Source organism: Sulfitobacter sp. LC.270.F.C4 (assembly GCF_032922545.1).
GTDB lineage: Bacteria > Pseudomonadota > Alphaproteobacteria > Rhodobacterales > Rhodobacteraceae > Sulfitobacter > Sulfitobacter profundi.
In genome coordinates, this window is record NZ_CP136692.1 from 2,599,131 (window position 1) to 2,621,124 (window position 21,994).

At 64.1% G+C, this 21,994-nt stretch carries 15 protein-coding genes and 1 pseudogene; 9 read left to right on the forward strand and 7 right to left on the reverse strand.

Annotation, left to right across the window (positions count from 1 at the left end; translation table 11 throughout):
- Positions 1–73: 73 nt before the first annotated feature.
- The 4 genes from putA (at position 74) to R1T45_RS16605 (ending at position 5,876) form a co-directional block, all read left to right on the forward strand.
- Entirely contained in the window at positions 74–3,490 is a 3,417-nt protein-coding gene (putA, locus tag R1T45_RS16590) for a bifunctional proline dehydrogenase/L-glutamate gamma-semialdehyde dehydrogenase PutA (RefSeq protein ID WP_317389634.1), read from the forward strand.
- Positions 3,491–3,512: 22 nt separating this feature from the next.
- Complete coding sequence (locus R1T45_RS16595) at positions 3,513–4,664, forward strand: amidohydrolase (RefSeq protein WP_317389635.1); 1,152 nt, start codon at positions 3,513–3,515, stop codon at positions 4,662–4,664.
- 85 nt (positions 4,665–4,749) lie between these two features.
- Positions 4,750–5,493: a rhomboid family intramembrane serine protease gene (locus R1T45_RS16600; RefSeq protein WP_120350647.1), complete on the forward strand. Its 744-nt coding sequence runs from the start codon at positions 4,750–4,752 to the stop codon at positions 5,491–5,493.
- Complete coding sequence (locus tag R1T45_RS16605; protein ID WP_317389636.1) at positions 5,490–5,876, forward strand: GFA family protein; 387 nt, start codon at positions 5,490–5,492, stop codon at positions 5,874–5,876. Before R1T45_RS16600 ends, R1T45_RS16605 begins: the two co-directional genes overlap by 4 nt.
- Here R1T45_RS16605 and R1T45_RS16610 read toward each other — a convergent pair.
- The 3 genes from R1T45_RS16610 to R1T45_RS16620 form a co-directional block, all read right to left on the reverse strand.
- Positions 5,873–6,964 carry a DUF2235 domain-containing protein gene (locus R1T45_RS16610; protein WP_120350645.1) on the reverse strand — a complete coding sequence of 364 codons (1,092 nt, stop codon included), beginning with the start codon at positions 6,962–6,964 and terminating at the stop codon, positions 5,873–5,875. The two genes, R1T45_RS16605 and R1T45_RS16610, sit on opposite strands and share 4 nt — an antisense overlap.
- Complete coding sequence (locus R1T45_RS16615) at positions 6,942–9,239, reverse strand: xanthine dehydrogenase family protein molybdopterin-binding subunit (RefSeq protein ID WP_317389637.1); 2,298 nt, start codon at positions 9,237–9,239, stop codon at positions 6,942–6,944. The genes R1T45_RS16610 and R1T45_RS16615 overlap by 23 nt, the downstream gene beginning before the upstream one ends.
- A gap of 70 nt (positions 9,240–9,309) precedes the next feature.
- A complete protein-coding gene (locus R1T45_RS16620; RefSeq protein WP_317389638.1) occupies positions 9,310–10,470 on the reverse strand; it encodes a type III PLP-dependent enzyme in 1,161 nt (386 codons plus the stop codon).
- Between the two features lie 100 nt (positions 10,471–10,570).
- Between R1T45_RS16620 and R1T45_RS16625 the strand changes: the two genes are divergently transcribed.
- Both R1T45_RS16625 and R1T45_RS16630 read left to right on the forward strand, forming a co-directional pair.
- The gene (locus R1T45_RS16625; RefSeq protein WP_317389639.1) at positions 10,571–11,011 is read left to right on the forward strand and encodes an Lrp/AsnC family transcriptional regulator; all 441 of its coding nucleotides are present in this window, start codon (positions 10,571–10,573) and stop codon (positions 11,009–11,011) included.
- A gap of 90 nt (positions 11,012–11,101) precedes the next feature.
- Positions 11,102–14,036: pseudogene (locus R1T45_RS16630) on the forward strand (valine--tRNA ligase).
- A 204-nt stretch (positions 14,037–14,240) separates the two neighbouring features.
- Here the strand turns inward: R1T45_RS16630 and R1T45_RS16635 are convergent.
- Complete coding sequence (locus tag R1T45_RS16635) at positions 14,241–15,032, reverse strand: crotonase/enoyl-CoA hydratase family protein (RefSeq protein ID WP_120350640.1); 792 nt, start codon at positions 15,030–15,032, stop codon at positions 14,241–14,243.
- A 119-nt stretch (positions 15,033–15,151) separates the two neighbouring features.
- On the opposite strand from R1T45_RS16635, the gene R1T45_RS16640 reads away from it, so the two are divergent.
- Positions 15,152–16,270, forward strand: coding sequence for a pyridoxal phosphate-dependent aminotransferase (locus R1T45_RS16640; RefSeq protein WP_317389640.1), 1,119 nt, complete (start codon positions 15,152–15,154; stop codon positions 16,268–16,270).
- On the opposite strand, the gene R1T45_RS16645 is transcribed toward R1T45_RS16640, so the two are convergent.
- Positions 16,267–17,475: a pyridoxal-phosphate-dependent aminotransferase family protein gene (locus R1T45_RS16645; RefSeq protein WP_317389641.1), complete on the reverse strand. Its 1,209-nt coding sequence runs from the start codon at positions 17,473–17,475 to the stop codon at positions 16,267–16,269. The genes R1T45_RS16640 and R1T45_RS16645 overlap by 4 nt on opposite strands.
- Positions 17,476–17,708: 233 nt before the next feature.
- On the opposite strand from R1T45_RS16645, the gene R1T45_RS16650 reads away from it, so the two are divergent.
- A complete protein-coding gene (locus R1T45_RS16650; RefSeq protein ID WP_067938537.1) occupies positions 17,709–19,565 on the forward strand; it encodes an ABC transporter ATP-binding protein in 1,857 nt (618 codons plus the stop codon).
- Between the two features lie 33 nt (positions 19,566–19,598).
- Here the strand turns inward: R1T45_RS16650 and R1T45_RS16655 are convergent, their stop codons facing one another.
- On the reverse strand, positions 19,599–20,282 hold the full coding sequence (locus R1T45_RS16655; protein WP_317389642.1) for a TIGR04283 family arsenosugar biosynthesis glycosyltransferase: 684 nt from the start codon (positions 20,280–20,282) through the stop codon (positions 19,599–19,601).
- Positions 20,283–20,346: 64 nt separating this feature from the next.
- Here R1T45_RS16655 and R1T45_RS16660 point away from each other — a divergent pair, with 64 nt between their 5' ends.
- Positions 20,347–21,093: a YgfZ/GcvT domain-containing protein gene (locus R1T45_RS16660; RefSeq protein WP_120350636.1), complete on the forward strand. Its 747-nt coding sequence runs from the start codon at positions 20,347–20,349 to the stop codon at positions 21,091–21,093.
- Positions 21,094–21,153: 60 nt separating this feature from the next.
- On the opposite strand, the gene R1T45_RS16665 is transcribed toward R1T45_RS16660, so the two are convergent.
- Positions 21,154–21,911 (reverse strand): IS5 family transposase gene (locus R1T45_RS16665; RefSeq protein ID WP_317389643.1). Its coding sequence is split into 2 segments (ribosomal slippage): positions 21,154–21,575 and positions 21,575–21,911, totalling 759 coding nucleotides; the frame shifts between segments, so codons are not numbered across the junction.
- Between the last annotated feature and the right edge of the window lie 83 nt (positions 21,912–21,994).

The window sequence follows — 21,994 nt, forward strand, 5'->3', positions numbered from 1 at the left end:
GTATGGATTATCTTCAGTCGAATATCCCGCCGATCATCAGGTATTCTGGGTCAAACATCAACTGGAGCTTGCCATGCCCCTCGATCACGCCCCCGCCCTTCGCCAAACCATTGACGCGCGCACCTATGCCGACCCGGATGCGCTGCTGACCGAGCTCAAGGCGCAGGCCAATCTTTCTGCCGAAGATCGCGCCCAGATCACCGCCGATGCGGCGGGTCTTGTCCGTGACATTCGCGGCACCTCCGCGCCCGGGATGATGGAAGTCTTCCTCGCTGAATACGGTCTTAGCACCGACGAAGGCGTGGCGCTGATGTGTTTGGCCGAGGCGCTGCTGCGGGTGCCAGACGCCGAGACCATTGACGCGCTGATCGAAGACAAAATCGCCCCTTCGGACTGGGGCCGCCACATGGGCCATTCGACCTCCAGCTTGGTGAACGCCTCCACTTGGGCGCTGATGCTGACGGGCCGCGTGCTCGACGATGACCAGCCCGGCCCGGTACGCCACCTACGCGCCGCGATCAAACGTCTGGGCGAGCCGGTGATCCGTACCGCCGTCAGCCGCGCCATGCGCGAGATGGGCCGTCAGTTCGTTCTGGGCGAAGACATCCACGCCGCGATGAAACGCGCGAAGGGGATGGAGAAAAAGGGTTTCACCTATAGCTACGACATGCTGGGCGAAGCGGCGCGGACTGAGGCGGATGCCAAGCGCTATCACCTCAGCTATTCCCGTGCGATCTCGGCCATTGCCGATGCCTGCACCCATGACGATATCCGCAAGAACCCCGGCATCTCGGTCAAGCTATCGGCCCTGCACCCGCGCTATGAATTGGCGCAGGAAAAGGCGGTGATGCGCGATCTAGTGCCGCGTCTGCGGGCGCTGGCGCTCTTGGCGAAATCCGCGGGCATGGGCCTGAACATCGACGCCGAAGAAGCCGACCGCCTCGCGCTCTCGCTCGAAGTGATCGACACGGTGATGGCCGAGCCTGCGCTGGCAGGCTGGGACGGTTTCGGCGTGGTGGTGCAGGCCTATGGCCCGCGCGCGGGCGTGGTGCTCGACACGCTTTATGACATGGCCAAACGTCACGATCGGCGCATCATGGTCCGTCTGGTCAAGGGCGCCTATTGGGACACCGAGATCAAGCAGGCGCAAGTCGAAGGCATCGACGGCTTCCCGGTCTTCACCCGCAAGGCCGCGACCGATGTGAGCTATATCGCCAACGCCCGCAAACTGCTGAACATGACGGATCGCATCTATCCGCAGTTCGCCACCCACAACGCGCATACCGTTGCCGCCGTGCTGCATATGGCCGACGACCCCGAGGCCTATGAGTTCCAACGCCTGCACGGCATGGGCGAGACCCTGCATGACATCGTGATGGAGAAACACGGCACCCGCTGCCGCATCTACGCCCCCGTTGGCGCGCACCGCGATCTGCTGGCCTATCTGGTGCGGCGTTTGCTTGAGAACGGCGCGAACTCCAGCTTCGTGAATCAGATCGTCGATGAGAACGTGCCGCCCGAAGTGGTGGCCGCCGACCCGTTTGACCAGTTGCAAGACAGCGCCCCGACGATCCCGCGCGGGCCGGAGGTGTTCTTGCCTCAACGCGCCAACGCCAAGGGCTTTGATCTGGCCCATAGCCCGACCCTTGCCGCCATTGAAGAGGCTCGTGCGCCCTTTGCGGATGCCACATGGACCGCCACGCCGATCCTTGCAGGCGACGCCAAGCCCGAGGCCGAAGAGACCGTCAGCAACCCGACCGGCTGCACCTCGCCAGGCACGGTGCAGCCCGCCTCCGAGGCCGATGTCGCCACGGCGCTCGACAATGCCACCCCTTGGGACGCGCCGCTGGACACCCGCCGCGCAACGCTTTTGCGGGCCGCTGACATGTTGGAGGACCGCTACGGCGAGATCTTCGCCATCCTTGCCCGCGAAGCAGGCAAGGGGCTGCCCGACTGCGTGGCCGAGTTGCGCGAAGCCGTCGATTTCCTGCGCTACTACGCAGCACAGGCCACCAACGAGCCGCCCGCGGGCATCTTCACCTGTATCTCGCCGTGGAACTTCCCACTGGCGATCTTTTGCGGGCAGGTCACAGCGGCGTTGGCGGCTGGCAATGCGGTGCTGGCCAAACCGGCCGAGCAGACCCCGTTAATCGCCAAACTCGCTGTCGAAGTGCTGCATGAAGCGGGGGTGCCGCGCTCTGCCCTGCAACTCCTGCCGGGTGGCGGCAAGGTGGGCGCGGCGCTGACCGGCGATGCCCGCATCAACGGGGTGGCCTTCACCGGCTCCACCGCCACCGCCCTGCGCATCCGCGCCAACATGGCCGAACATTGCGCCCCCGGCACCCCGCTGATCGCCGAGACCGGTGGCCTTAACGCCATGATCGTCGACAGCACCGCCCTGCCCGAGCAGGCCGTGCAGGCCATCGTCGAAAGCGCCTTCCAATCGGCGGGTCAACGCTGCTCCGCCGTGCGCTGCCTCTATGTGCAAGAGGACATCGCCGAAGACCTGATCCGCATGCTGACGGGGGCCATGCAGGCCCTCAACATGGGCGATCCGTGGCACCTGTCGACCGATGTCGGCCCGGTGATCGACGCGCAGGCGCGCAAGACAATCGTGGATCATATCGAAGCGGCCCGCGCCGAGGGGCGGCTGATCGCCGAGATGACGGCCCCCGAGGGCGGCACTTTCGTCGGCCCGGCGATCCTGCGGGTGGGCAGCATCAGCGAGATGAAACGCGAGATTTTCGGCCCCGTGCTGCATGTCGCGACCTTCAAAAGCCACGAACTCGACGCCGTGATCGACGCGATCAATGCCACAGGCTACGGGCTCACCTTTGGTCTGCACACCCGCATCGACGACCGGGTGCAGCATGTCTCGGAACGGATCGAGGCGGGCAACATCTACGTCAACCGCAACCAGATCGGCGCCATCGTCGGCAGCCAGCCCTTCGGCGGCGAGGGGCTTTCGGGCACCGGGCCAAAGGCGGGCGGGCCGAACTATCTGCCGCGTTTCTCGGCACCTGACCATCAGGACGCCGCTGGCACTTGGGACAGCGCAGAGGCCAAGCTTCCCACCCTGCCCGCCCAGCATCCGACCGTTCTGGAAACCCAGTCGATGCCCGGCCCGACCGGTGAGAGCAACCGCCTGTCGACTCTGCCGCGCCCCGCACTGTTGTGCATGGGACCGGGCGCCGAAACGGCAGAGGCGCAGGCCAAGGCCGTGCGGGCGCTCGGCGGTGTTGCGGTCACGGCCTCTGGCCGGATCGACCCTGAGGCGCTGACCACCGGCCCGGCCTATGGCGGCGTGCTTTGGTGGGGCGAGGATGCGACGGCGCGGCAGATCGAGAAGGCGCTGGCGGCCCGCGAGGGCGCGATCATCCCGCTTTTGCGCGGCAAACCCGACACCGCCCGCGTCCGCGCCGAACGGCATGTCTGTGTTGACACCACGGCCTCGGGCGGCAATGCACAGCTCTTGGGCATGATGGCCTAAAGCAGACAATCGGAGGAGCGCCATGCTGACGAACAGCGACATCGAAGACCTGACGCGGTTTCGCAGGGCGCTCCACCAATATCCCGAAATCTCGGGCGAAGAGATTGAGACCGCCCGGACCATCGCGGCGGAACTGGAGAAACTCGGCCCCACCCGCATTCTCTCCGGCCTCGGCGGGCACGGTGTCGCGGCGGTCTTTGACAGCGGCAGCCCCGGCCCCACGGTGCTGTTCCGCGCCGAGTTGGACGCTCTGCCGATCCCCGAAGAGCACGACATTCCGTGGGTCTCGAAAGTGCCGGGGAAAAGCCATGTCTGCGGGCACGATGGACATATGACCATGCTGCTGGCGCTTGGGCGATTGGTCGCACGACAGCCGGTTGCAAAGGGCCGCGTCGTGCTGATGTTTCAACCCGCCGAAGAAGACGGCAGCGGCGCACGCGCCGTGGTGAACGACCCCGCCTATGCCGAGATCGCCGCCGATTATGCCTTTGCCATCCACGTCGAGCCGGGCCGCCCCTTCGGCCATGTGGATACAGCCCCCGCCCTGATCAATTGCGCCTCCAAGGGCATCGCCCTGACCCTCAGCGGCAAGACCGCCCATGCCGCCAGCCCCGAAGACGGCAGATCGCCCGCGTCTGCGCTGGCCGAGTTGATCCCGGCGCTGCAAGCCCTCGGCCCCGGCGGGCCGCTCGACGATGACTTCCGCCTTGTCACCTTGACCCACCTGCGCATGGGCGAGCCGACCTTTGGCATCGCCCCCGGCGAAGCCGTGCTCTACGCCACGCTGCGCAGCACCCGCGACGATGCACTGGCCGAGATCGAAGCCGCCCTGCGCGCCGAGGTCACCCGCAGCGCAAAGGCCCATGGGCTGAGGGCGGAATTCGCAGGGTCCGACCATTTCGCCGCCTCAATCAATCATCCCGAAGCCTATGAGATCGCCGCCGCGGCGATGAACGCGCTTGGCGTGTCGCACGGGCAGAGAAATCTGCCGATGCGCGCCTCTGAGGATTTCGGCCTGTTCGGACGCGACGCCAAGGCGGCGATGCTCTGCCTCGGGCCGGGAGAAGATTACGCCGCGCTGCACAATCCCGATTACGATTTCCCCGATGATCTGATCCCCATCGGCACGGGTATTTTTGAGCGGATCGCACGGGATTTGCTCGGTTCTGCTTGACAGACGCCCCGGCGGGCGCAGCTAAACATGCAAGTTCCCCCCGTGCCGCTTGACGCTGCGCGCGACTTGGCAAAGGCTGGCCCGCATGTTCCCGATCCGCGATCATAACCCCTCGGGCCGCACGCCCTATGTCACCTATGCGCTGATGGCGGTGAACATCGGGGTGTTCCTGTCTTCCCTGTCGCTGATGGCGGATGAGCGTGCCTTGGCAGAGTTTTACTACACCTACGCTCTGCTGCCCGCGCGGCTGAGCCATGGAGAGGGGTATTTCGGCCTCATCACCTCGCAATTTCTGCATGGCGGCTGGATGCATTTGGCCGGTAACATGCTGTTTTTGTGGATCTTCGGCGATAATGTCGAGGATGAGATGGGCCACGGGCGCTACCTGCTGTTCTACCTTGCCTGCGGTATCGCGGCGGGGCTGGGCCAAGTCGTAACAGAGCCGCTCTCATGGGTGCCCATGGTCGGCGCCTCGGGCGCGATTGCGGGGGTCATGGGGGGCTATTTGCTGCTGTTCCCCCGTGCCAAGGTCGACATTCTGGTGATCCTTATCGTGTTTTTCCGCATCTTCGCGATCCCGGCTTGGATCATGCTGGGCCTGTGGTTCGGCATGCAGTTCATCGGGGGGATCGGCGCCACACCGGGCACCGGCGGCGTGGCCTATTGGGCCCATGCGGGCGGGTTTATCGCGGGGCTGGTTCTGACCCTGCCGCTGTGGCTGCGCCGGGGCGGCTTTGCCTTTTGGCGGCAGACCGACGGCCATCCGCCCCATGCCGCTGCCGACTATGACCTCAGCGAAAGTCGCATTCCGAAAGTGAGACGCAAATGACCGAAACCTCAGAAACCCGCCGCGCCTCCTGCCATTGTGGGGCGGTACTGATCGAAGCCCTGTTCCCGCGCGGTCTGGCCTCGGCCTCGCGCTGCACCTGTACGTTCTGTCGCCGTCGCGCGGCGGCCACGGTGACCGCACTGGCCGAGACTGTGACCGTGTTGAAAGGCGCCGAGAACCTCACGCTTTATACATGGGGCACCCATACGGCGCAGCATTACTTCTGCAAGACCTGTGGCATCTATACCCACCACCGCCGCCGCTCGAACCCCGATGAATGCGGCGTGAACCTTGGCGCGATCGAAGGGGCCTTGCCTTGGGAGATGGAGCCGCTGCCCTATAGCGACGGGGTCAATCACCCCTCGGACCGCAAGGGCAGCTAAAGGCTGGAGATCACCCCCTGCATCCGCGCCAGAAGCCCCGGCTGCGGCTCGGCGTGCGCACGGCGTTGATCCACGCTTTCGTGCAGCCGCTCTGACGGGTCCGCGCCCACCAGACGGCGGCGGCGGGTCACAAGCATTTTGCCATAGCCGCGCCAGCGCCCGATGGAGGGTGCAGCGGGGTCTTGATCAAAGCGTGTGGTCCAGCCGTCGGGGAGCGGCAGACCGCTTTCTTCCATCCGCGACAACAGCCAGACAAGCGGGATATTTGCCAAGGGGCGCGCGGCCTCATCACCGCCCAACTGCCCACCGACATCGCCGTGGGTGCCCGGAAACCAGACCTGCTCAAGCCGCCCGGCATAGCCCTCGGGCGTGGTCCACATCACCGGGGCATAGGCGACACGGGTTTCGTTCAGCGCCAGCGCCTGAAAGCCGTTCTTCACATTGCGGCTTAGATCGTGGTTGTGGAACATGTGCAGCGGCTGCGAGAACCGCCAGAACAGTGGCGCGTTCAGACCCAGCGACTTGACCGTATCCCAAACGCCGATCGCCTCGATCTCCACCTCGGGGTGGCAGTTGGCCCGCGCAAACAATTCGCCCGCCTTGCTCAGATGATGCGCCTCGTAATGGCGGTAGACATCGCGGATGTTACGCTCTGTCGCGACCTCGGCGCGCAGAAGGCCCACACGGTCGATCACCCCGGCGAGCGAACGCACGGCATAGCCGCCACGCGAATAACCCATCAGGAAAATCCGGTCCCCGGGTCGGTAGCGCGATGCGAGATAGCCATAGGCGCGGCGGATCTGTCGGTTGATCCCGCGCCCCATGATCACATCGCGCGCGCTGCGCCAATCACGCCATTGCAGACCCGGTTCATAATAGATCGAGAGAGCACTGCCCATCTCGCGGCACAGGCTATAGGCGATGCCGGCGTTGGTCTCTCGCCCCAGTTCGAGCGAAGACATGGTCCCATCAAGGATAATGACGTGGGTCACCGCCCCCCGGCGCGGGCCGAAGTCACTTTCAGGCCGTCGCCATAACCGCCCAAAGAGCCGTTGGAACAGGCTTTTACTCGGCTGCGATTGCGGCACCTTGCAGCATCTCCCAGACCCTATGCGGGGTGAAAGGCATATCCGCCTGCCGCACACCGCGTTCCCAAAGCGCATCCTGCACCGCGTTCGACACCGCCGCCAGCGCGCCCACAGTCCCAGCCTCACCACAGCCCTTCATGCCCATGGCATTGGCGGTCGAGGGCACAGGCTCAGAGGTGAAAGAGATCATCGGCAGGTCGGCGGCGCGGGGCATGGCGTAGTCCATGAAGGTGGCGGTCAGCAGTTGCCCGTCTTCGTCATAGACGACCCGTTCTTGCACCGCTTGGCCGATGCCTTGGGCTACCCCGCCATGCACCTGCCCCTCGGCCAGCATCGGGTTGATCAGGTTGCCGAAATCATCGACCACCGTATAGCGGTCGAGGGTCACCACCCCGGTTTCAGGGTCGATCACCACTTCGGCCACATGCGCCCCGTTGGGATAGCTGCGCCCCGGCAGGCTGGCGCGTTCGTGGTGAGACAGCAGATCATCCCGGCCCTTGGCGCGGGCCATTTCGGCCACCTCTAGCATGGTGGGCGTGGCGTTTGACCCCTCGGCGCGGAAGCGTTCATCGTCAAAGGTGATATCGCTCGCCGCAACGCCCAGTTCATCAGCCAGAAACGCGGTGAAGACTTCGGTTATCTTCGCCACGGTCGCCAAGGTCGCCGTGTTCTGCGTGGTGACCGAACGTGAGCCGCCGGTGCCGCCGCCCTTTTTAATCAAATCGCTATCCCCCTGCACAACGCTGATCCGCTCCGCCGGGATGCCGGTCTGATCCGACAGGAACTGCGCATAGACCGTCTCATGCCCCTGCCCGTTGCTTTGGGTGCCGACATAGATCGTCACGTGGCCATCCTCCTCAAAGACCACTTTGGCCCCTTCGGAAGGATCGCCGAGAATGCTTTCGATATAGTAACACAAGCCCTGCCCCCGCAGCAGGCCGCGCTTGGCATCTGCCGCCCGGCGGCCAGCGAACCCCTCACGGTCGGCCTCCTCTGCCGCCCGGGTCAGGAGGCGCGCGAAATCGCCCACGTCGTAAAGCTCTCCCGTGGCGGTGGTATAGGGAAACTGATCGGGCTTGATGAAATTGATCCGCCGCAATTCCCACGGATCGACGCCCAACTCTCGGGCCGCGCGGTCCATCAACCGCTCCAACACATAGATCGCCTCGGGCCGCCCGGCGCCGCGATAGGCATCGACCTGCACGGTGTTGGTGTAATAGCCCTCGACATGCAGATAGGTGTCTTGCACGTCATAGACGCCCATCAAAACCTTAGAGAACAGCGTCGACTGAATCGGCTGGCCGAACTGGCTGTTATAGGCCCCGAGGTTGCAGCGCGTGTCGACACGGTAGGCGGTGATCTTGTGGTTATCGTCAAACGCAAATTCGGCCCAAGACACCAGATCGCGCCCGCCATTGTCGGTGAGCATGGCTTCGGTCCGCTCTGACATCCAGCGCACCGGGCGGCCCAGCGCCCGCGCGGCCTGGGCGACACAGAAATACTCAGGGTACGTCATCGCCTTCATGCCGAAACCGCCGCCAACATCGGGGTTGGTTACGCGCACGCTGTCTTCGCTGAGACCAAAAGCTTTGACAAAGAAGCCCTTATGCGCCCAGACGCCCTGCCCGCCCAGCGCCACATGCAACCGGCCATCGGCCCATTCGGCATAGCAGCCGCGCGGCTCCATGGAGTTGACGATGATGCGGTTGTCGCCGACCTCCAGCCTGACGCGGCGCGCAGCCTTGGCAAATGCCGCTTCAACCTTGGCCTCATCCCCCATGCCCCAATCAAAGGCGCGGTTGTCGGGGGCCTCAGGATGCAGGGTCTCGCCTCCGGGGGTGAGGTCCATCTTGGCGGGCAGGTCATCAGCGTCGAAAAGGATCAGTTCAGCCGCATCGCGCGCCTTTTGCAAGGTTTCGGCCACAATCAGAGCGACCGGCTCTCCCACATAGCGCACCCGGTCTTTCGCCAACATCGGGCGCAGCGGTGCCGCCCCCTTGCTGCCGTCACGGTTGTCGACCACCATATGCGGCAGGGCGATATTCATACCCGCCGCTTCCAGTTCGGCACAGGTCAGCACCAGATGCACGCCCTCCGCGTCGCGGGCATCGCTCACGTCCAATTCAGTGATCACCCCATGCGCCACCGGCGCGCGGAAGAACACGCCGTGCAGTGCCCCCTGGGGGGCGATGTCATCGACATAGCGGCCATCGCCGGTCAGGAAACGGTGGTCTTCCACCCGTTTGACCGGCTGGCTTTTCCCGAACTTTTCCATCTGACGCTGCCCCTGCTGCCCTGCCTATTCCAGCGCAACAGTAGCGGGCGAACCGCCAGTGTCCAGAGGCTCAGGCCGCCTTGCGTTTGGGCACGGCTCCAAGGTCCGAAACAAGCGTGATCCCTGCCAGCCCATAGCCATTAAAGGCGGTGGACATGGCGATGGAATAAGCCCCCATGCCGCCGAACAACAGATAATCCCCCGTCTGCGCATCTTCGGGCAGCGGCAGGCCGTCGGGCAAGCGATCCAACGAATCGCAAGTGGGGCCAAAGACCACGCGCGGTGTCGGCGCCCCTTGGCGCAGCGCCCCCTCAGGGCCGACCACATCCACCAGCCCAGACAGGCCCATGTCCCGCAGATCGGGCAGACCGCCATAGATACCGTCGTTCAGGAAGACCGTCCGCCCGGCGTTGCGCATCCCCTTGATACGGGTCGCCAGCACGGCGGCATCGGCAACCATCGCGCGCCCCGGCTCGCAAAGAAGCGAGGGCGCATCCGTCCCAAAACTCTCGGCAAGCGCCGCCTTCACCGCGGCAAAGACCGCCCGGTGATCCGGCGCGTCAAAGCCGCGATCTACAGCAAACCCACCGCCGATATTCATCCGTTTGATCGAGACACCCGCCGCATGCAGAATATCCGCCGCCGCGTGGACATATTGCACCCAAGCCTGCGGATCATTGCACTGCGTGCCGGGGTGGAAACACATTGACGGGGTGAACCCCATCTCAGCCACCGCGCGCAACAGCTCCGCCGCCTGCTCAGGGGCCGCGCCGAATTTCGACCCGAAATCATAGGCCGCACCCTTCACTGGCAAGGCAAAGCGCACCGCAACTTCATTGTCGCGCGGCACGTCGCGCAGCTTGGCCAGTTCCGACATATCGTCGATCGACCAGCTATAGACGCCCGCCGCGATCCCGGCCCGCACCTCTGCCGCCGAGCGGACAGGGTTGTTGTAATGCAGCACCGCCTGCGGGCAGACCGCCCGGACCGCCGCCATCTCTGCCGGAGAGGCCACATCGAAGGTGGTGATCCCCGCCGCGACAAGGTTCGAGAGCACCTCGGGCCGGTCATTGGCCTTGACCGCATAGGTCACCAACCCTTCGAAATCCGCCTGAAAGCGCCGCGCCGTGGATTGCAGCACCGAAGGGGCCAGGAACAACACCGGCGCGTCGGGGCTGTGTTTGGCCAGATAGGCGGCGGGGCTGTCGGAAAGGGGGGCGATATGCTGCATGGGGGCCTCTTGTTTGCTTTTCTCCAGTAAACCCGCGATTTCAGTCAATTCATCGTGTCAAACCGCCTAAAGTGATGCGAACTTTCGGCGGATTGACGAGATGCCAGTACAACTTGACGACACCGACCGCGCTTTGATCGTGGCACTGCAGGGCAACGCCCGATTGCCGGTGGCCGATCTCGCGCGCAGTCTGGGCCTTGCCCGCACCACCGTTCAGGCGCGGCTGGAACGGCTGGAACGCAGCGGTGCTATTGTCGGCTATACCCTGCGCTTGGGCGAGGCAGCCCGCGCGCCTCTTCATGCCACGGCGCTGGTTAATATTGAGTTGCGCGCTGGCCCCGCCGTGCTGGCCCGGTTGCGCAGCCTGCCGGGCGTTCAGGTGGTCCACACCACGTCGGGCCGTTTCGACCTGCTGGTGCAGATCGCGGCGCAGACCACGCAAGAGTTGGACGAAACCCTCGACCGTATTGGCGAGACGCGCGGCGTGAAGGGCAGTGAGAGCCTCATTCACCTTAGCACCAAGATCGACCGGCGCGGCTAAGCCGCTTCCCGCCCCAAATCCGCTTTGCCATAGGTCTTTCCCTCACCGCGCCAGACCGCTAAACGGGGCGCAACAAAAGGGATCATGACCATGGCACTCGAAAAGACCTTCAACGCCGCTGAGGCCGAAAGCCGCATCTACGCCGATTGGGAGACCAAGGGCGCGTTCAAAGCGGGCGCAAATGCGCAGCGCGACGAGCATTTCTCGGTGATGATCCCGCCGCCGAATGTCACCGGCTCGCTGCACATGGGCCATGCCTTTAACAACACGCTGCAAGATATCCTCGTGCGCTGGCACCGCATGCAGGGCTTCGACACCCTTTGGCAGCCCGGCCAAGACCACGCGGGCATCGCCACACAGATGGTGGTGGAACGCGAATTGGCCGCCACCGGACAGCCCGGCCGCCGCGAGTTGGGCCGCGAGGCGTTTACTGCCAAGGTCTGGGAGCAGAAGCAGAAATCCGGCGGCACGATCATCGACCAGCTGCGCCGTTTGGGCGCCTCTTGCGACTGGTCGCGCAACGCTTTCACCATGTCCGGCGCGCCCGGTGCGCCCGAGGGTGAGGAAGGCAACTTCCACGATGCCGTGATCAAGGTCTTTGTGGACATGTACAACAAGGGGCTGATCTACCGCGGCAAACGGCTGGTCAACTGGGACCCGCATTTCGAGACCGCGATCTCGGATTTGGAGGTCGAAAGCACCGAAGTCGACGGCCACATGTGGCACTTCAAGTATCCGCTGGCCGGGGGCGAGACCTATACCTACGTCGAGAAAGACGAAGACGGGAACACGCTCTTCGAAGAGACCCGCGACTATATCTCCATCGCCACCACACGGCCCGAAACCATGCTGGGCGACGGCGCGGTGGCGGTTCATCCATCAGATGAGCGTTACGCCTCAATCGTCGGGAAACTCTGCGAAATTCCCGTGGGCCCGAAAGAGCAGCGCCGCCTGATCCCGATCATCACCGACGAATACCCAGACAAGAACTTCGGCTCTGGTGCTGTGAAGATCACCGGCGCGCATGACTTCAACGACTACGGCGTCGCCAAGCGCAACGGCATCCCGCTCTATGCGCTGATGGACACCCAAGGCCAGATGCGCGCCGACGGGTTGCCCTACGATCAGGCCGCCGCCCGCGCGCAGGCCATTGCCGAGGGCCGCGAGGCCGCGCCAGAGGATGCGACCGAAATCAACCTCGTGCCGGAAGCCTACCGCGGCCTCGACCGGTTCGAGGCCCGCAAGCGCGTGGTCGAGGACGTGACCGCCGAGGGCCTTGCCGTGATGACCGAGGCGACCGACCCGCGCCTCGGCCGCGCCGCCAAGAAGGCCCCCGTCGAGCCCGGCGAAGGCGGCGAGATGCGCACCGAGGAAGAGAACCTCGTGCCGCTCGTCGAGGCCAAGAAGATCATGCAGCCCTTCGGCGACCGCTCCAAAGTGGTGATCGAGCCGATGCTGACCGACCAGTGGTTCGTCGCCACCGATAAGATCGTGCAGCCCGCCATTGATGCGGTGCGCTCTGGCGAAGTCACGATCCTGCCCGAACAGGACCGCAAAGTGTACTTCCACTGGTTGGAGAACATCGAGCCATGGTGCATCTCGCGCCAGCTGTGGTGGGGGCATCAGAATTCCGGTGTGGTTCGACGATGAGGGCAATGAGTATTGCGCGCCGACCGAGGCCGAAGCACAGGCCATGGCCCCCGGCAAAACCCTGCGCCGCGACCCCGACGTACTCGACACATGGTTCTCCTCCGGCCTCTGGCCCATCGGCACGCTGGGCTGGCCCGAGCAGACCGCGGAGCTTGAGAAATACTTCCCCACCTCCGTGCTGGTCACCGGCTTTGACATCATCTTTTTCTGGGTCGCCCGGATGATGATGATGCAATACGCCGTGGTCGATCAAAAGCCCTTCGACACCGTCTATGTCCACGCGCTGGTGCGCGATGAGAAGGGCAAAAAGATGTCGAAATCCTTGGGCAACGTGCTCGACCCGCTGGAGTTGATCGACGATTTTGGCGCGGATGCGGTGCGCTTTACGTTGACCTCGATGGCCGCCATGGGGCGTGACCTGAAACTCAGCACGCAACGCATCGCGGGCTATCGCAATTTCGGCACCAAGCTGTGGAACGCGCACCGCTTTGCCGAGATGAACAACGTCTTCGACAGCATGCCCGCCGCGATGCCGCAGCCGCAGGCCACGCTGAACAAGTGGATCGTGGGCGAGACCGCTCGCATCCGCGAAGAAGTGGACGCCGCCCTCGGCAACTTCCGCTTCAACGACGCGGCCAATGCGCTTTATGCCTTTGTCTGGGGCAAGGTCTGCGACTGGTATGTGGAACTCTCCAAACCGCTGTTGCAAGACGACGCGCCCGAGGCCGAAGAGACCCGCGCGACGATGGCTTGGGTGCTAGAGCAATGTCTGGTGCTGCTGCACCCGATCATGCCTTTCATCACCGAAGAACTGTGGCAGACCACCACCAAGCGCGACCAATTGCTCGCCCTGACCGATTGGCCGACCTACACCACCGCCGATCTGCTGGATGCCGAAGCTGACCGGGAGCTCAACTGGGTCATCGGCCTCATTGAGAGCATCCGCTCCGCGCGCCAGCAGATGCATGTACCCGCCGGGCTGAAGGTGCCGATGCTGGTGACAGAGATGGACGAGGCTGCACAGGGCGCATGGAACCGCAACGAGGTGATGATCAAACGCCTCGCGCGGGTCGAGAGCCTTGAGCGTGCCGACAGTTTCCCCAAAGGCACCGTGTCCATCGCGGCACCGGGGGCAAGCTTCGGCCTGCCGCTGGCTGGGTTGATCGACATCGATGCCGAGAAGGCGCGTCTGCAAAAGTCGCTCGATAAGCTGGGCAAGGAGATCGGCGGGCTGAAGGGGCGTTTGAACAACCCCAAGTTTGCGGCCTCAGCGCCGGAAGAGGTTGTCGCCGAAGCGCAGGCCAATCTGGATGCGCGTCAGGAAGAAGCGGACCAATTGCAGGCGGCTTTGGATCGCTTGGCCGAACTGGGCTGACGACAAACGCGACGGAGCCGGGCAGCGCCAGACCGCGGGTTGGCGCTCGCCTCTTCTCAGTGGGGCAGTTTATCCCTGCCGCACATATGATCAGCTTTCAGGACATCGCTTCGATTGCAAAAGCGCCAGCCCGTTCGGGCGGTCTGGCGCTGCCCGGCGGCCTTACGGCCTTGATTCCGGGCTGTTCCGGAGAACGCCACCAGCCTACTTAAACACCGCAGGCCGCTTGCCGAACTCCGCCGCGATCACCTCCATCTGCTCTGGCCTGCCCAAGAGCGCCGCCTGCTCGCGCGACTCGGCCTCCAGTACATCCACATCCGACGCCCCGGATTCCGCATATCCAATCAACCGCTTGGCCGCCCGCACGGCAGTCGGCCCCTTCCCCGCAATCACCTGCGCCAGTTTCAAAGCCGCCGCCTGCGGGTCATCGGCGACCTCGGTCACCAGCCCCCAGCGCTCGGCCTGCGCGGCCCCCACGGGTGCCGCCGTATAGGTCAACCGCCGCAGCACATCCGAGCGCACCAAACGCGGCAGCAACACCATGCCTCCCATATCCGGCACAATGCCCCATTTCATCTCCATCACCGCCAGCTTGGTATCCGGCGCGGCGATGCGGATATCCGCGCCAAGCGCCAATTGCATCCCAGCGCCATAGACCACGCCATGCAGCGCCGCGATCACCGGGATTTCCAAACGGTGCCAGACCATCGACACCTCCTGCCATTTGTTCGTTGTGCCCTCGCCATGGGTGCGCGGCATGATCAGCGCCTCAACATCCTGCCCCAGCATCCCCGAAAGCCCGCCGATATCGATGCCCGCGCAAAAACCTTTGCCCTCGCCCGACAACACCACAACGCGAGCGTCTGAGGCCGCAACCTCCTGACCTGCCGCGATAATCGCTTCGATCATCTCATCGTCTACGGCATTCATCTTGTCGGCGCGGGTGAGGGTCACATGGGCGATATGGTCTTCGATCCGGGTGGTGACGCGGGGCATGGCTGTTCTCCTGAATGTTTGGCGCAGTTCAGCGCAGATCAACGCGCGGCACCAGCAAAACGTGGCGGCAGGTGCTGCGACCCTTGCCCTCTCAACGGCGCAACCCTACACCTTGGCGCATGACATATGCACGCCTCACCCCCCTCGCCCAAAGCCTGCCCGCCAACGTCCCCTTTGTGGGCCCCGAAGCGCAGGAGCGCACGCTTGGCCGCCCCTTCAAAGCGCGGCTTGGCGCCAATGAAAACGTCTTTGGCCCCTCGCCCCGTGCCATCGCGGCAATGGCTGAGACGGAGATGTGGAAATATGGCGATTCAGAAAGCGTGGAGCTGCGCGCGGCATTGGCCGAATTGCATGGCGTGACGCCCGACAATATCATCGTCGGCGAAGGCATCGACGGGCTGCTGGGCTATCTCGTCCGTCTGCTGGTGGACGAAGGCGATGCGGTGGTAACCTCGGAAGGCGCGTACCCAACCTTCAACTACCATGTCGCGGGCTTTGGCGGCGTGCTGCACAAAGTGTCCTACCGCGACGATCACGAAGACCCGGCAGCGCTTTTCGCCAAAGCGGCAGAGGTCGACGCCAAGCTCGTCTACCTCGCCAATCCCGACAATCCGATGGGCACTTGGCATGAGGGCACGGCACTGGCGCGCGCGCTTGACGATCTGCCCCAAGGCAGCCTGCTTTTGCTGGATGAGGCCTATATCGAATGCGCCCCCGAGGGCACAGCACCCCAGCTTTCCGCCGATGACCCGCGGGTGATCCGGATGCGCACCTTCTCCAAAGCCTACGGCCTCGCCGGGGCGCGGATCGGCTATGCGATTGCAGCGCCCGACTTGATCACGGCCTTTCACAAGGTTCGCAATCACTTTGGTCTCAACCGCGCAGCACAGGCAGGTGCCTTGGCGGCGGTACAGGATCAAGACTACCTCAAGAAAGTTCAGACCCAGATCGCCGAGGCCCGCGACAGGATCGCTCAAATCGCTGAAAAGAACGGGCTGAGCACCCTGCTCTCCGCAGCCAATTTCGTCGCGATCGACTGTGGCGGCGATGGCGCCTTCGCCAAGGCGGTGCTGGATGCCCTAGTGGCGCGGGGCATCTTTGTGCGGATGCCCTTTGCCGCGCCGCAAAACCGCTGCATCCGCATCAGTTGCAGTACGGCTGAGGAACTGGATCACTTCGCCACCGCATTGCCCGAGGCCTTGGCCGAAGCCCGCAAGCCCGAAGCGCGCGGGGCTTAGGCCCCGCCGATCACCTCCGCCGCCGCTTGCAGCGCGCCGGGCCCGTGGTCGATTTTTAGCGCCGAAAGCCCGGCTTCGATCCCGCCGAGCAGCCCCATGACCATATGGCCGTTCACATGGCCCATGTGGCCAAGGCGGAAAAAACCATGCCACGCAGGCTCCCCCGGCAGGGCCATGCCCAGCCCCACGCCCAGTGTCAGGCCCAGATTGCTCTGTACCCAATCGCGCAACTCTGTCGCATGGGGCGCTTGCAGCCGCAGAGCGGTGACGGCATGGCTGCGCAGGGCGCGGTCTTCGATGTTGAACCGCAGGCTGCCCTCTGCCGACCATGCCTCGCACGCTGCCCAAACCGCGCGGGCCAAGGTGGCATGGCGCTGCCAGACCTGCTCGATCCCCTCTTCATGGATCATATCAAGGGCGGCCCGAAGGCCATAAAGGTGATGCGTCGGCGCGGTGCCGCCGTGGTATTGATAGAATTCCTGCGCATGGGCGCGCGGCGACCAATCCCAATAGCGGCTCACCCGCGGCAGACGCGCGCGGGCTTCCTCGGCACGGTCGTTGAAAAACACGAAGGCCATGCCCGGCGGCACCATCAGCCCCTTTTGCGAAGCGGTGACCATGACATCGACGCCCCACGCGTCCATCTCGAACCGCTCGCACCCAAGCGATGCGATGCAATCGGCCATCAAAAGCGCGGGGTGGCCTGCCTCATCCAACAGGCGGCGCAGGCCGGGGACATCGTTGCGCACCGAGCTTGAGGTGTCGACATGCACCGCCATCAGCGCCTTGATCTGGTGGCCCGTGTCGGCCTTCAAACGCTCGGCCACCTGCGCCAGATCAACCGGCGCATTGCGGCCAAAGTCGAGGATATCCACCTCCGCCCCCAGCCCCGTTGCCATCTCGGCCCAACCATGGCCGAAACGCCCCGTCGCCAAGACCAGCACGCGGTCGCCCGGTGCTATGACATTGCTCAGCGCGGCCTCCCAGGCGCCGTGGCCGTTGCTGATATACATCGCCACATGACGATCTGTACGCGCCACACGCTTCAAATCGGCCGCCAGTGCCGGCATCATCTCAACCAACTCACCCTCATAGATATTGGGCGCGGCGCGGTGCATCGCGCTCAGCACCGCGTCGGGCATGACCGAGGGGCCGGGAATGGCAAGGTACGAACGACCTTGGACGAGTTTATTCTGCTTTGTCATGATATTGGCTGCCGTTTTGAAAATGCGTGACCGGGCTGCGGTCGAGCGCAGCTTACTGCCCGCCGGGCCGGGGTCAACACGCGATCGGACGTAAGGTAAGCCGCGCCCCGGACGCCCCTACCCCGCCCCGCTCCGGCCCGGATGCGCGTCCCACGCGCGCCCTGCGACGGCTTGCCCTGCCTGCGCGGCTTTCGTACACGGGATCCGACTGCCCAAAAGGATCAGGCACCGGCATGAATGATGACAGTTACACCTCCGCGCAGTTGATGCGTTGGCTTTGGCATGACTATCTAAAGAAACACACCGGCCTGATGGCCATCGCGGTGATCTTCATGATCATCGAAGGCTCGACCTTGGGCGTGCTGGCCAAGCTGATGGAGCCGATGTTCGACCGCGTCTTTGTCGGCGGCGACCAAGGTGCGCTGGTTTGGGTGGGGCTGGTGCTGGTGGCGATCTTTGCGCTGCGCGCGCTGGCCACGGTGGTGCAAAAGGTGCTGCTGACCCGCGTGGCGCAACGCACGGCGGCGGATCTGCGCATCGACCTGCTGGACCGGATGATGCAGCAAGACGGCGCCTTTCACCAAAACCATCCGCCCGGTTTTCTTGTGCAGCGCGTGCAATCGGATGTGAACGCGGTCAGCGATGTCTGGCGCGCGGTCATCACCGGCGCGGGCCGCGATCTGGTGGGGCTGGTGATCCTGATGGGCGTCGCCATCGCGATTGATCCGATCTGGGCGCTTTTGGCGATGGTCGGCGTGCCGCTGATGGTGCTGCCTGCCGCCATCGCCCAGCGGTTCGTCCGCGCCCGCTCGCGCGAGGCGCGCGACATCGGCGCCAGCCTCTCGACACGTCTGGACGAGGTCTTTCACGGCATCGTGCAGATCAAACTGAACGCGCTGGAAGACTATCAGGCCCGACAATACCGCGAGTTGACGCGCACCTTTATTCGCACCGAAGTTCGCGCCGCCTTTGGCAATTCCGCGATCCCGGCGATGATCGACATCATGTCAGGCATCGGTTTCATGGCCGTGATCGTCTACGGCGGGTCCGAGATCATCGCGGGCAACAAGACCATTGGCGAGTTCATGACCTTCTTTACCTCGCTCGGGTTCATGTTCTCCCCCCTGCGTCGCCTCGGCGCGATCAGCGGCCTGTGGCAGATGGCCGCCGCCGCGCTGGAGCGGATCAAGGAGTTGCTCGACGCGCCCCTGCACCTGCGCAGCCCGGCCAAGCCCGTGGCCGCGCCCGATGGCCCGCCTGACGTTACCTTGGCGGATGTTTCGCTCTCCTACGGCGATACGAAGGTGCTGAATGCATTGAACCTGACCGCGCAAGCGGGCCAGACGACCGCCCTTGTCGGCGCCTCGGGCGCGGGGAAATCGACCATTTTCAACCTGCTCACGCGGCTGGTGGATCCACAAAGCGGCACGGTTCAAATCGGCGGGGTCGACACCACGTCGATGACCATCCCAGACCTGCGGGGCCTGTTTTCTGTCGTGACGCAAGAGGCGCTGCTGTTTGATGAGACCCTGCGCGAGAATATCGTGCTGGGCCGCGAGAACGTCAGCGACGAAGAACTCGACCGGGTGTTGAAAGCCGCCCATGTGGCCGATTTCCTGCCGCAGCTTGAACAGGGGCTAGAGACCCGCGTCGGTCCGCGCGGCTCGGCCCTGTCGGGCGGGCAGCGTCAGCGTGTGGTGATCGCCCGCGCCCTGCTGCGCGACACGCCGATTCTGCTGTTGGACGAGGCCACCAGCGCCTTGGATGCGCAATCTGAACAGGTTGTGCAGGATGCCCTTGATCGGCTCGCCAAGGGGCGCACCACCATCGTGATCGCGCATCGGCTCTCGACCATCCGCAGCGCGGATAAGATCGTGGTGATGGACCGCGGCCAAGTCACCGATGAAGGCACCCACGACGAATTGATGGAGCGCGGCGGCATCTATGCCGACCTTTACCGCCTGCAATTCCGCGACGGAAAGACGGTGTCGGATGCACGCGGCCTCAGCGCCCTCTCTGCAAAAAAGCGCCGCGAAAGGGCGCGCCAGCCCAATCTGTTCCAACGGATCGGGGCGGTCTTCTTTAACTGAGTGCAGGGGCGTGGGGGCGACCCGCGCCCGTTTTCACGACCGCCGATAGCTTACCGCAAGGGCTTCGGGGCTGGTGCCCATTGCATAGCGCATCAGCGTCCACAGGTTGCGCCCACCGCGGCGCAGCCAGCCCTGACGGCGGTATTTCTCGGCACTGGTCACCGCGATGCCCTCAAGCCGCGCCAAACGGCCCCGCAGGGCGCGGGCCAGTGCGACATCCTCCATCAGCGGCTGATCGGGGTAACCGCCGACCGCGTCATAAAGCGCGCGGGGCAGCAGCAGCCCCTGATCACCATAGGGCAAGCCACAAGCGCTGCGCAGGTTCGCCCAACCTGCGACCAATCGTGGTGCCGGCCCGCGCTGATCGAACCTGAGGCGAAACCACCCCGCAGCCCCTGTCCCGCGCGCCATGTGATCCTGCACCGCATCGGTCCACCCCGGCGCCAGCACCGTGTCGGCATGGATCACCAAGAGCCACTCCCCCCGTGCCGCTTCGCATCCGCGGCGCAACTGCCCCCCCCGCGAGGGCGCGCCCGAGATCACCTCGCCCCCCCAGCCTTCGGCCAGCTGAGGCGTGCCATCTGCCGATCCCCCATCGCTCAGGATCACCTCGCGGATCAGCCCGGCCTGCAACCCTTCGACAAGCGCGGCAAGGCAGGCAGGCAGCGCGGCGGCTGCATTGAGACTGGGAATGACGACAGAGATCGGCGCGCGCATGGTTGCCCCTTTTGGATGGGTTTGACAGGTTATATGTCATGGCCAGCAATCAAAGGACAACCGCATGACCACGCGCCGCATTCTGCGCCTCTCCGGCCCCGACACCCGCGATTTCCTGCAAGGCATCGTGACCAATGACGTTGGCAAACTGGACCAAGGCCCGGTCTACGCCGCCCTGCTGACGCCGCAGGGCAAATATATGGCCGATTTCTTTCTGATCGCTGACGGCGATAGCGTTCTGCTTGATGTGGACGAAAGCCTTGGCGACATGCTGAGCCAACGGCTGTCGATGTATAAGCTGCGCGCCAAGGTGACGATTGAGCCGAGCGGGCTGCACCTGCACCGTGGCACCGGCCCCGCACCCGAAGATGCCGTGTCCGACCCGCGTCATTCGGAAATGGGCTGGCGCGCCTATCGCGACACGCCGCAGACAGATGACACTACCGATTGGAACGCCCTGCGCGTGGCGCATCTGATCCCCGAAACCGGTGTGGAACTGACGCCTGATACGTTTATCCTCGAAGCCGGGCTTGATCGGATCAACGGGCTCGACTTCCGCAAGGGCTGCTATGTGGGCCAAGAGGTCACGGCGCGGATGAAACACAAGACCGAGTTGCGCAAGGGGCTGACGCGAGTTGAGGTCAGTGGCAGCGCCGCGCCGGGCACGGCGATCACGGCAGAGGGCAAACCGGCGGGCACGCTGTTCACTCAAGCGGGGGACCAGGCGCTGGCGCATCTCCGCTTTGACCGCGCCAACGGGCATATGCAGGCCGATGAGGCGCAAGTCACATGGCCCGGCCCAGCCGCCTGAGCACCCCAAAACAAGAAAAAGCCCCGGCAAAACCGGGGCTGATCTAGGGTCCGTGGACATTCACTTTGAGGCAATGACCGTTGCGGCGAGGTGCCAGTTGGCGGCATAGCTGGACGCGGTCTTTTCATATCTCGTGGCTATTGCCCTGAATTCCTTGATCTTCGCGAAGAAGTTTTCGACGAGGTGCCGCCACTTGTAGGCATGTTTGTCGTAGTCGCGCGTAACCTTTCGGTTTGCCTTGGGCGGGATGATCGCCTTCGCTCCGCGTGTATCAAGCTCGGCGAGCAGCCAATCGGCGTCGAATGCCTTGTCGGCCAACAACGCATCGAAATCCACGCCTTCGATCAGCGGCGCGACGCCTTTCATGTCATGCGCCTCCCCGGGCAGAAGAAGAAAATCAAACAAGTTCCCCAAGGCGTCGACGAGCGCCACGACCTTGGTCGTCAGTCCGCCCCGCGAGCGTCCGATGGCCTGATGCTGAGTCCCCCTTTTGAGCCGCTCGCCTTCTGGTGAGCCTGGACGATGGTGCCGTCGATCAGTGCATACTCGAAATCGGGACAGCCGCTTATCTCTTTGAAAACACGCTCGAAAACTCCGGCTTCAGCCCATCTTCGGAAACGCCGGAACACGCTGTTCCAATTGCCGAATGCCTTTGGCAGATCACGCCACGGCAACCCCGTCCGCACCCGCCATAAAACAGCCTCCAGAAACAACCGATTGTCTTTGCCCGTCGCTCCGCTGTCGCCCGGCTTGCCAGGCAAAAGCGGCCTCAACCGCCCCCAGACGTCATCGGAAATCACAAACCTCTGCTCGTCCATTCAAACCTCCCTTTTGGAAGGTTGAATCAAACCTCAGGTGATTTGAAAATCCTCAATGTCCACAGGCCCTAGCTTACGTTGGA

What these genes read in the sequence shown, in the direction of transcription:
- R1T45_RS16655 (WP_317389642.1), bottom strand. Translation starts at nt 20,282, where the DNA reads ATGCGCGCGCCGATCTCTGTCGTCATTCCCAGTCTCAATGCAGCCGCC.
- R1T45_RS16650 (WP_067938537.1), top strand. Translation starts at nt 17,709, where the DNA reads ATGAATGATGACAGTTACACCTCCGCGCAGTTGATGCGTTGGCTTTGG.
- R1T45_RS16615 (WP_317389637.1), bottom strand. Translation starts at nt 9,239, where the DNA reads ATGGAAAAGTTCGGGAAAAGCCAGCCGGTCAAACGGGTGGAAGACCAC.
- R1T45_RS16600 (WP_120350647.1), top strand. Translation starts at nt 4,750, where the DNA reads ATGTTCCCGATCCGCGATCATAACCCCTCGGGCCGCACGCCCTATGTC.
- R1T45_RS16625 (WP_317389639.1), top strand. Translation starts at nt 10,571, where the DNA reads ATGCCAGTACAACTTGACGACACCGACCGCGCTTTGATCGTGGCACTG.
- R1T45_RS16640 (WP_317389640.1), top strand. Translation starts at nt 15,152, where the DNA reads ATGACATATGCACGCCTCACCCCCCTCGCCCAAAGCCTGCCCGCCAAC.
- R1T45_RS16635 (WP_120350640.1), bottom strand. Translation starts at nt 15,032, where the DNA reads ATGCCCCGCGTCACCACCCGGATCGAAGACCATATCGCCCATGTGACC.
- putA (WP_317389634.1), top strand. Translation starts at nt 74, where the DNA reads ATGCCCCTCGATCACGCCCCCGCCCTTCGCCAAACCATTGACGCGCGC.
- R1T45_RS16660 (WP_120350636.1), top strand. Translation starts at nt 20,347, where the DNA reads ATGACCACGCGCCGCATTCTGCGCCTCTCCGGCCCCGACACCCGCGAT.
- R1T45_RS16605 (WP_317389636.1), top strand. Translation starts at nt 5,490, where the DNA reads ATGACCGAAACCTCAGAAACCCGCCGCGCCTCCTGCCATTGTGGGGCG.
- R1T45_RS16595 (WP_317389635.1), top strand. Translation starts at nt 3,513, where the DNA reads ATGCTGACGAACAGCGACATCGAAGACCTGACGCGGTTTCGCAGGGCG.
- R1T45_RS16620 (WP_317389638.1), bottom strand. Translation starts at nt 10,470, where the DNA reads ATGCAGCATATCGCCCCCCTTTCCGACAGCCCCGCCGCCTATCTGGCC.
- R1T45_RS16645 (WP_317389641.1), bottom strand. Translation starts at nt 17,475, where the DNA reads ATGACAAAGCAGAATAAACTCGTCCAAGGTCGTTCGTACCTTGCCATT.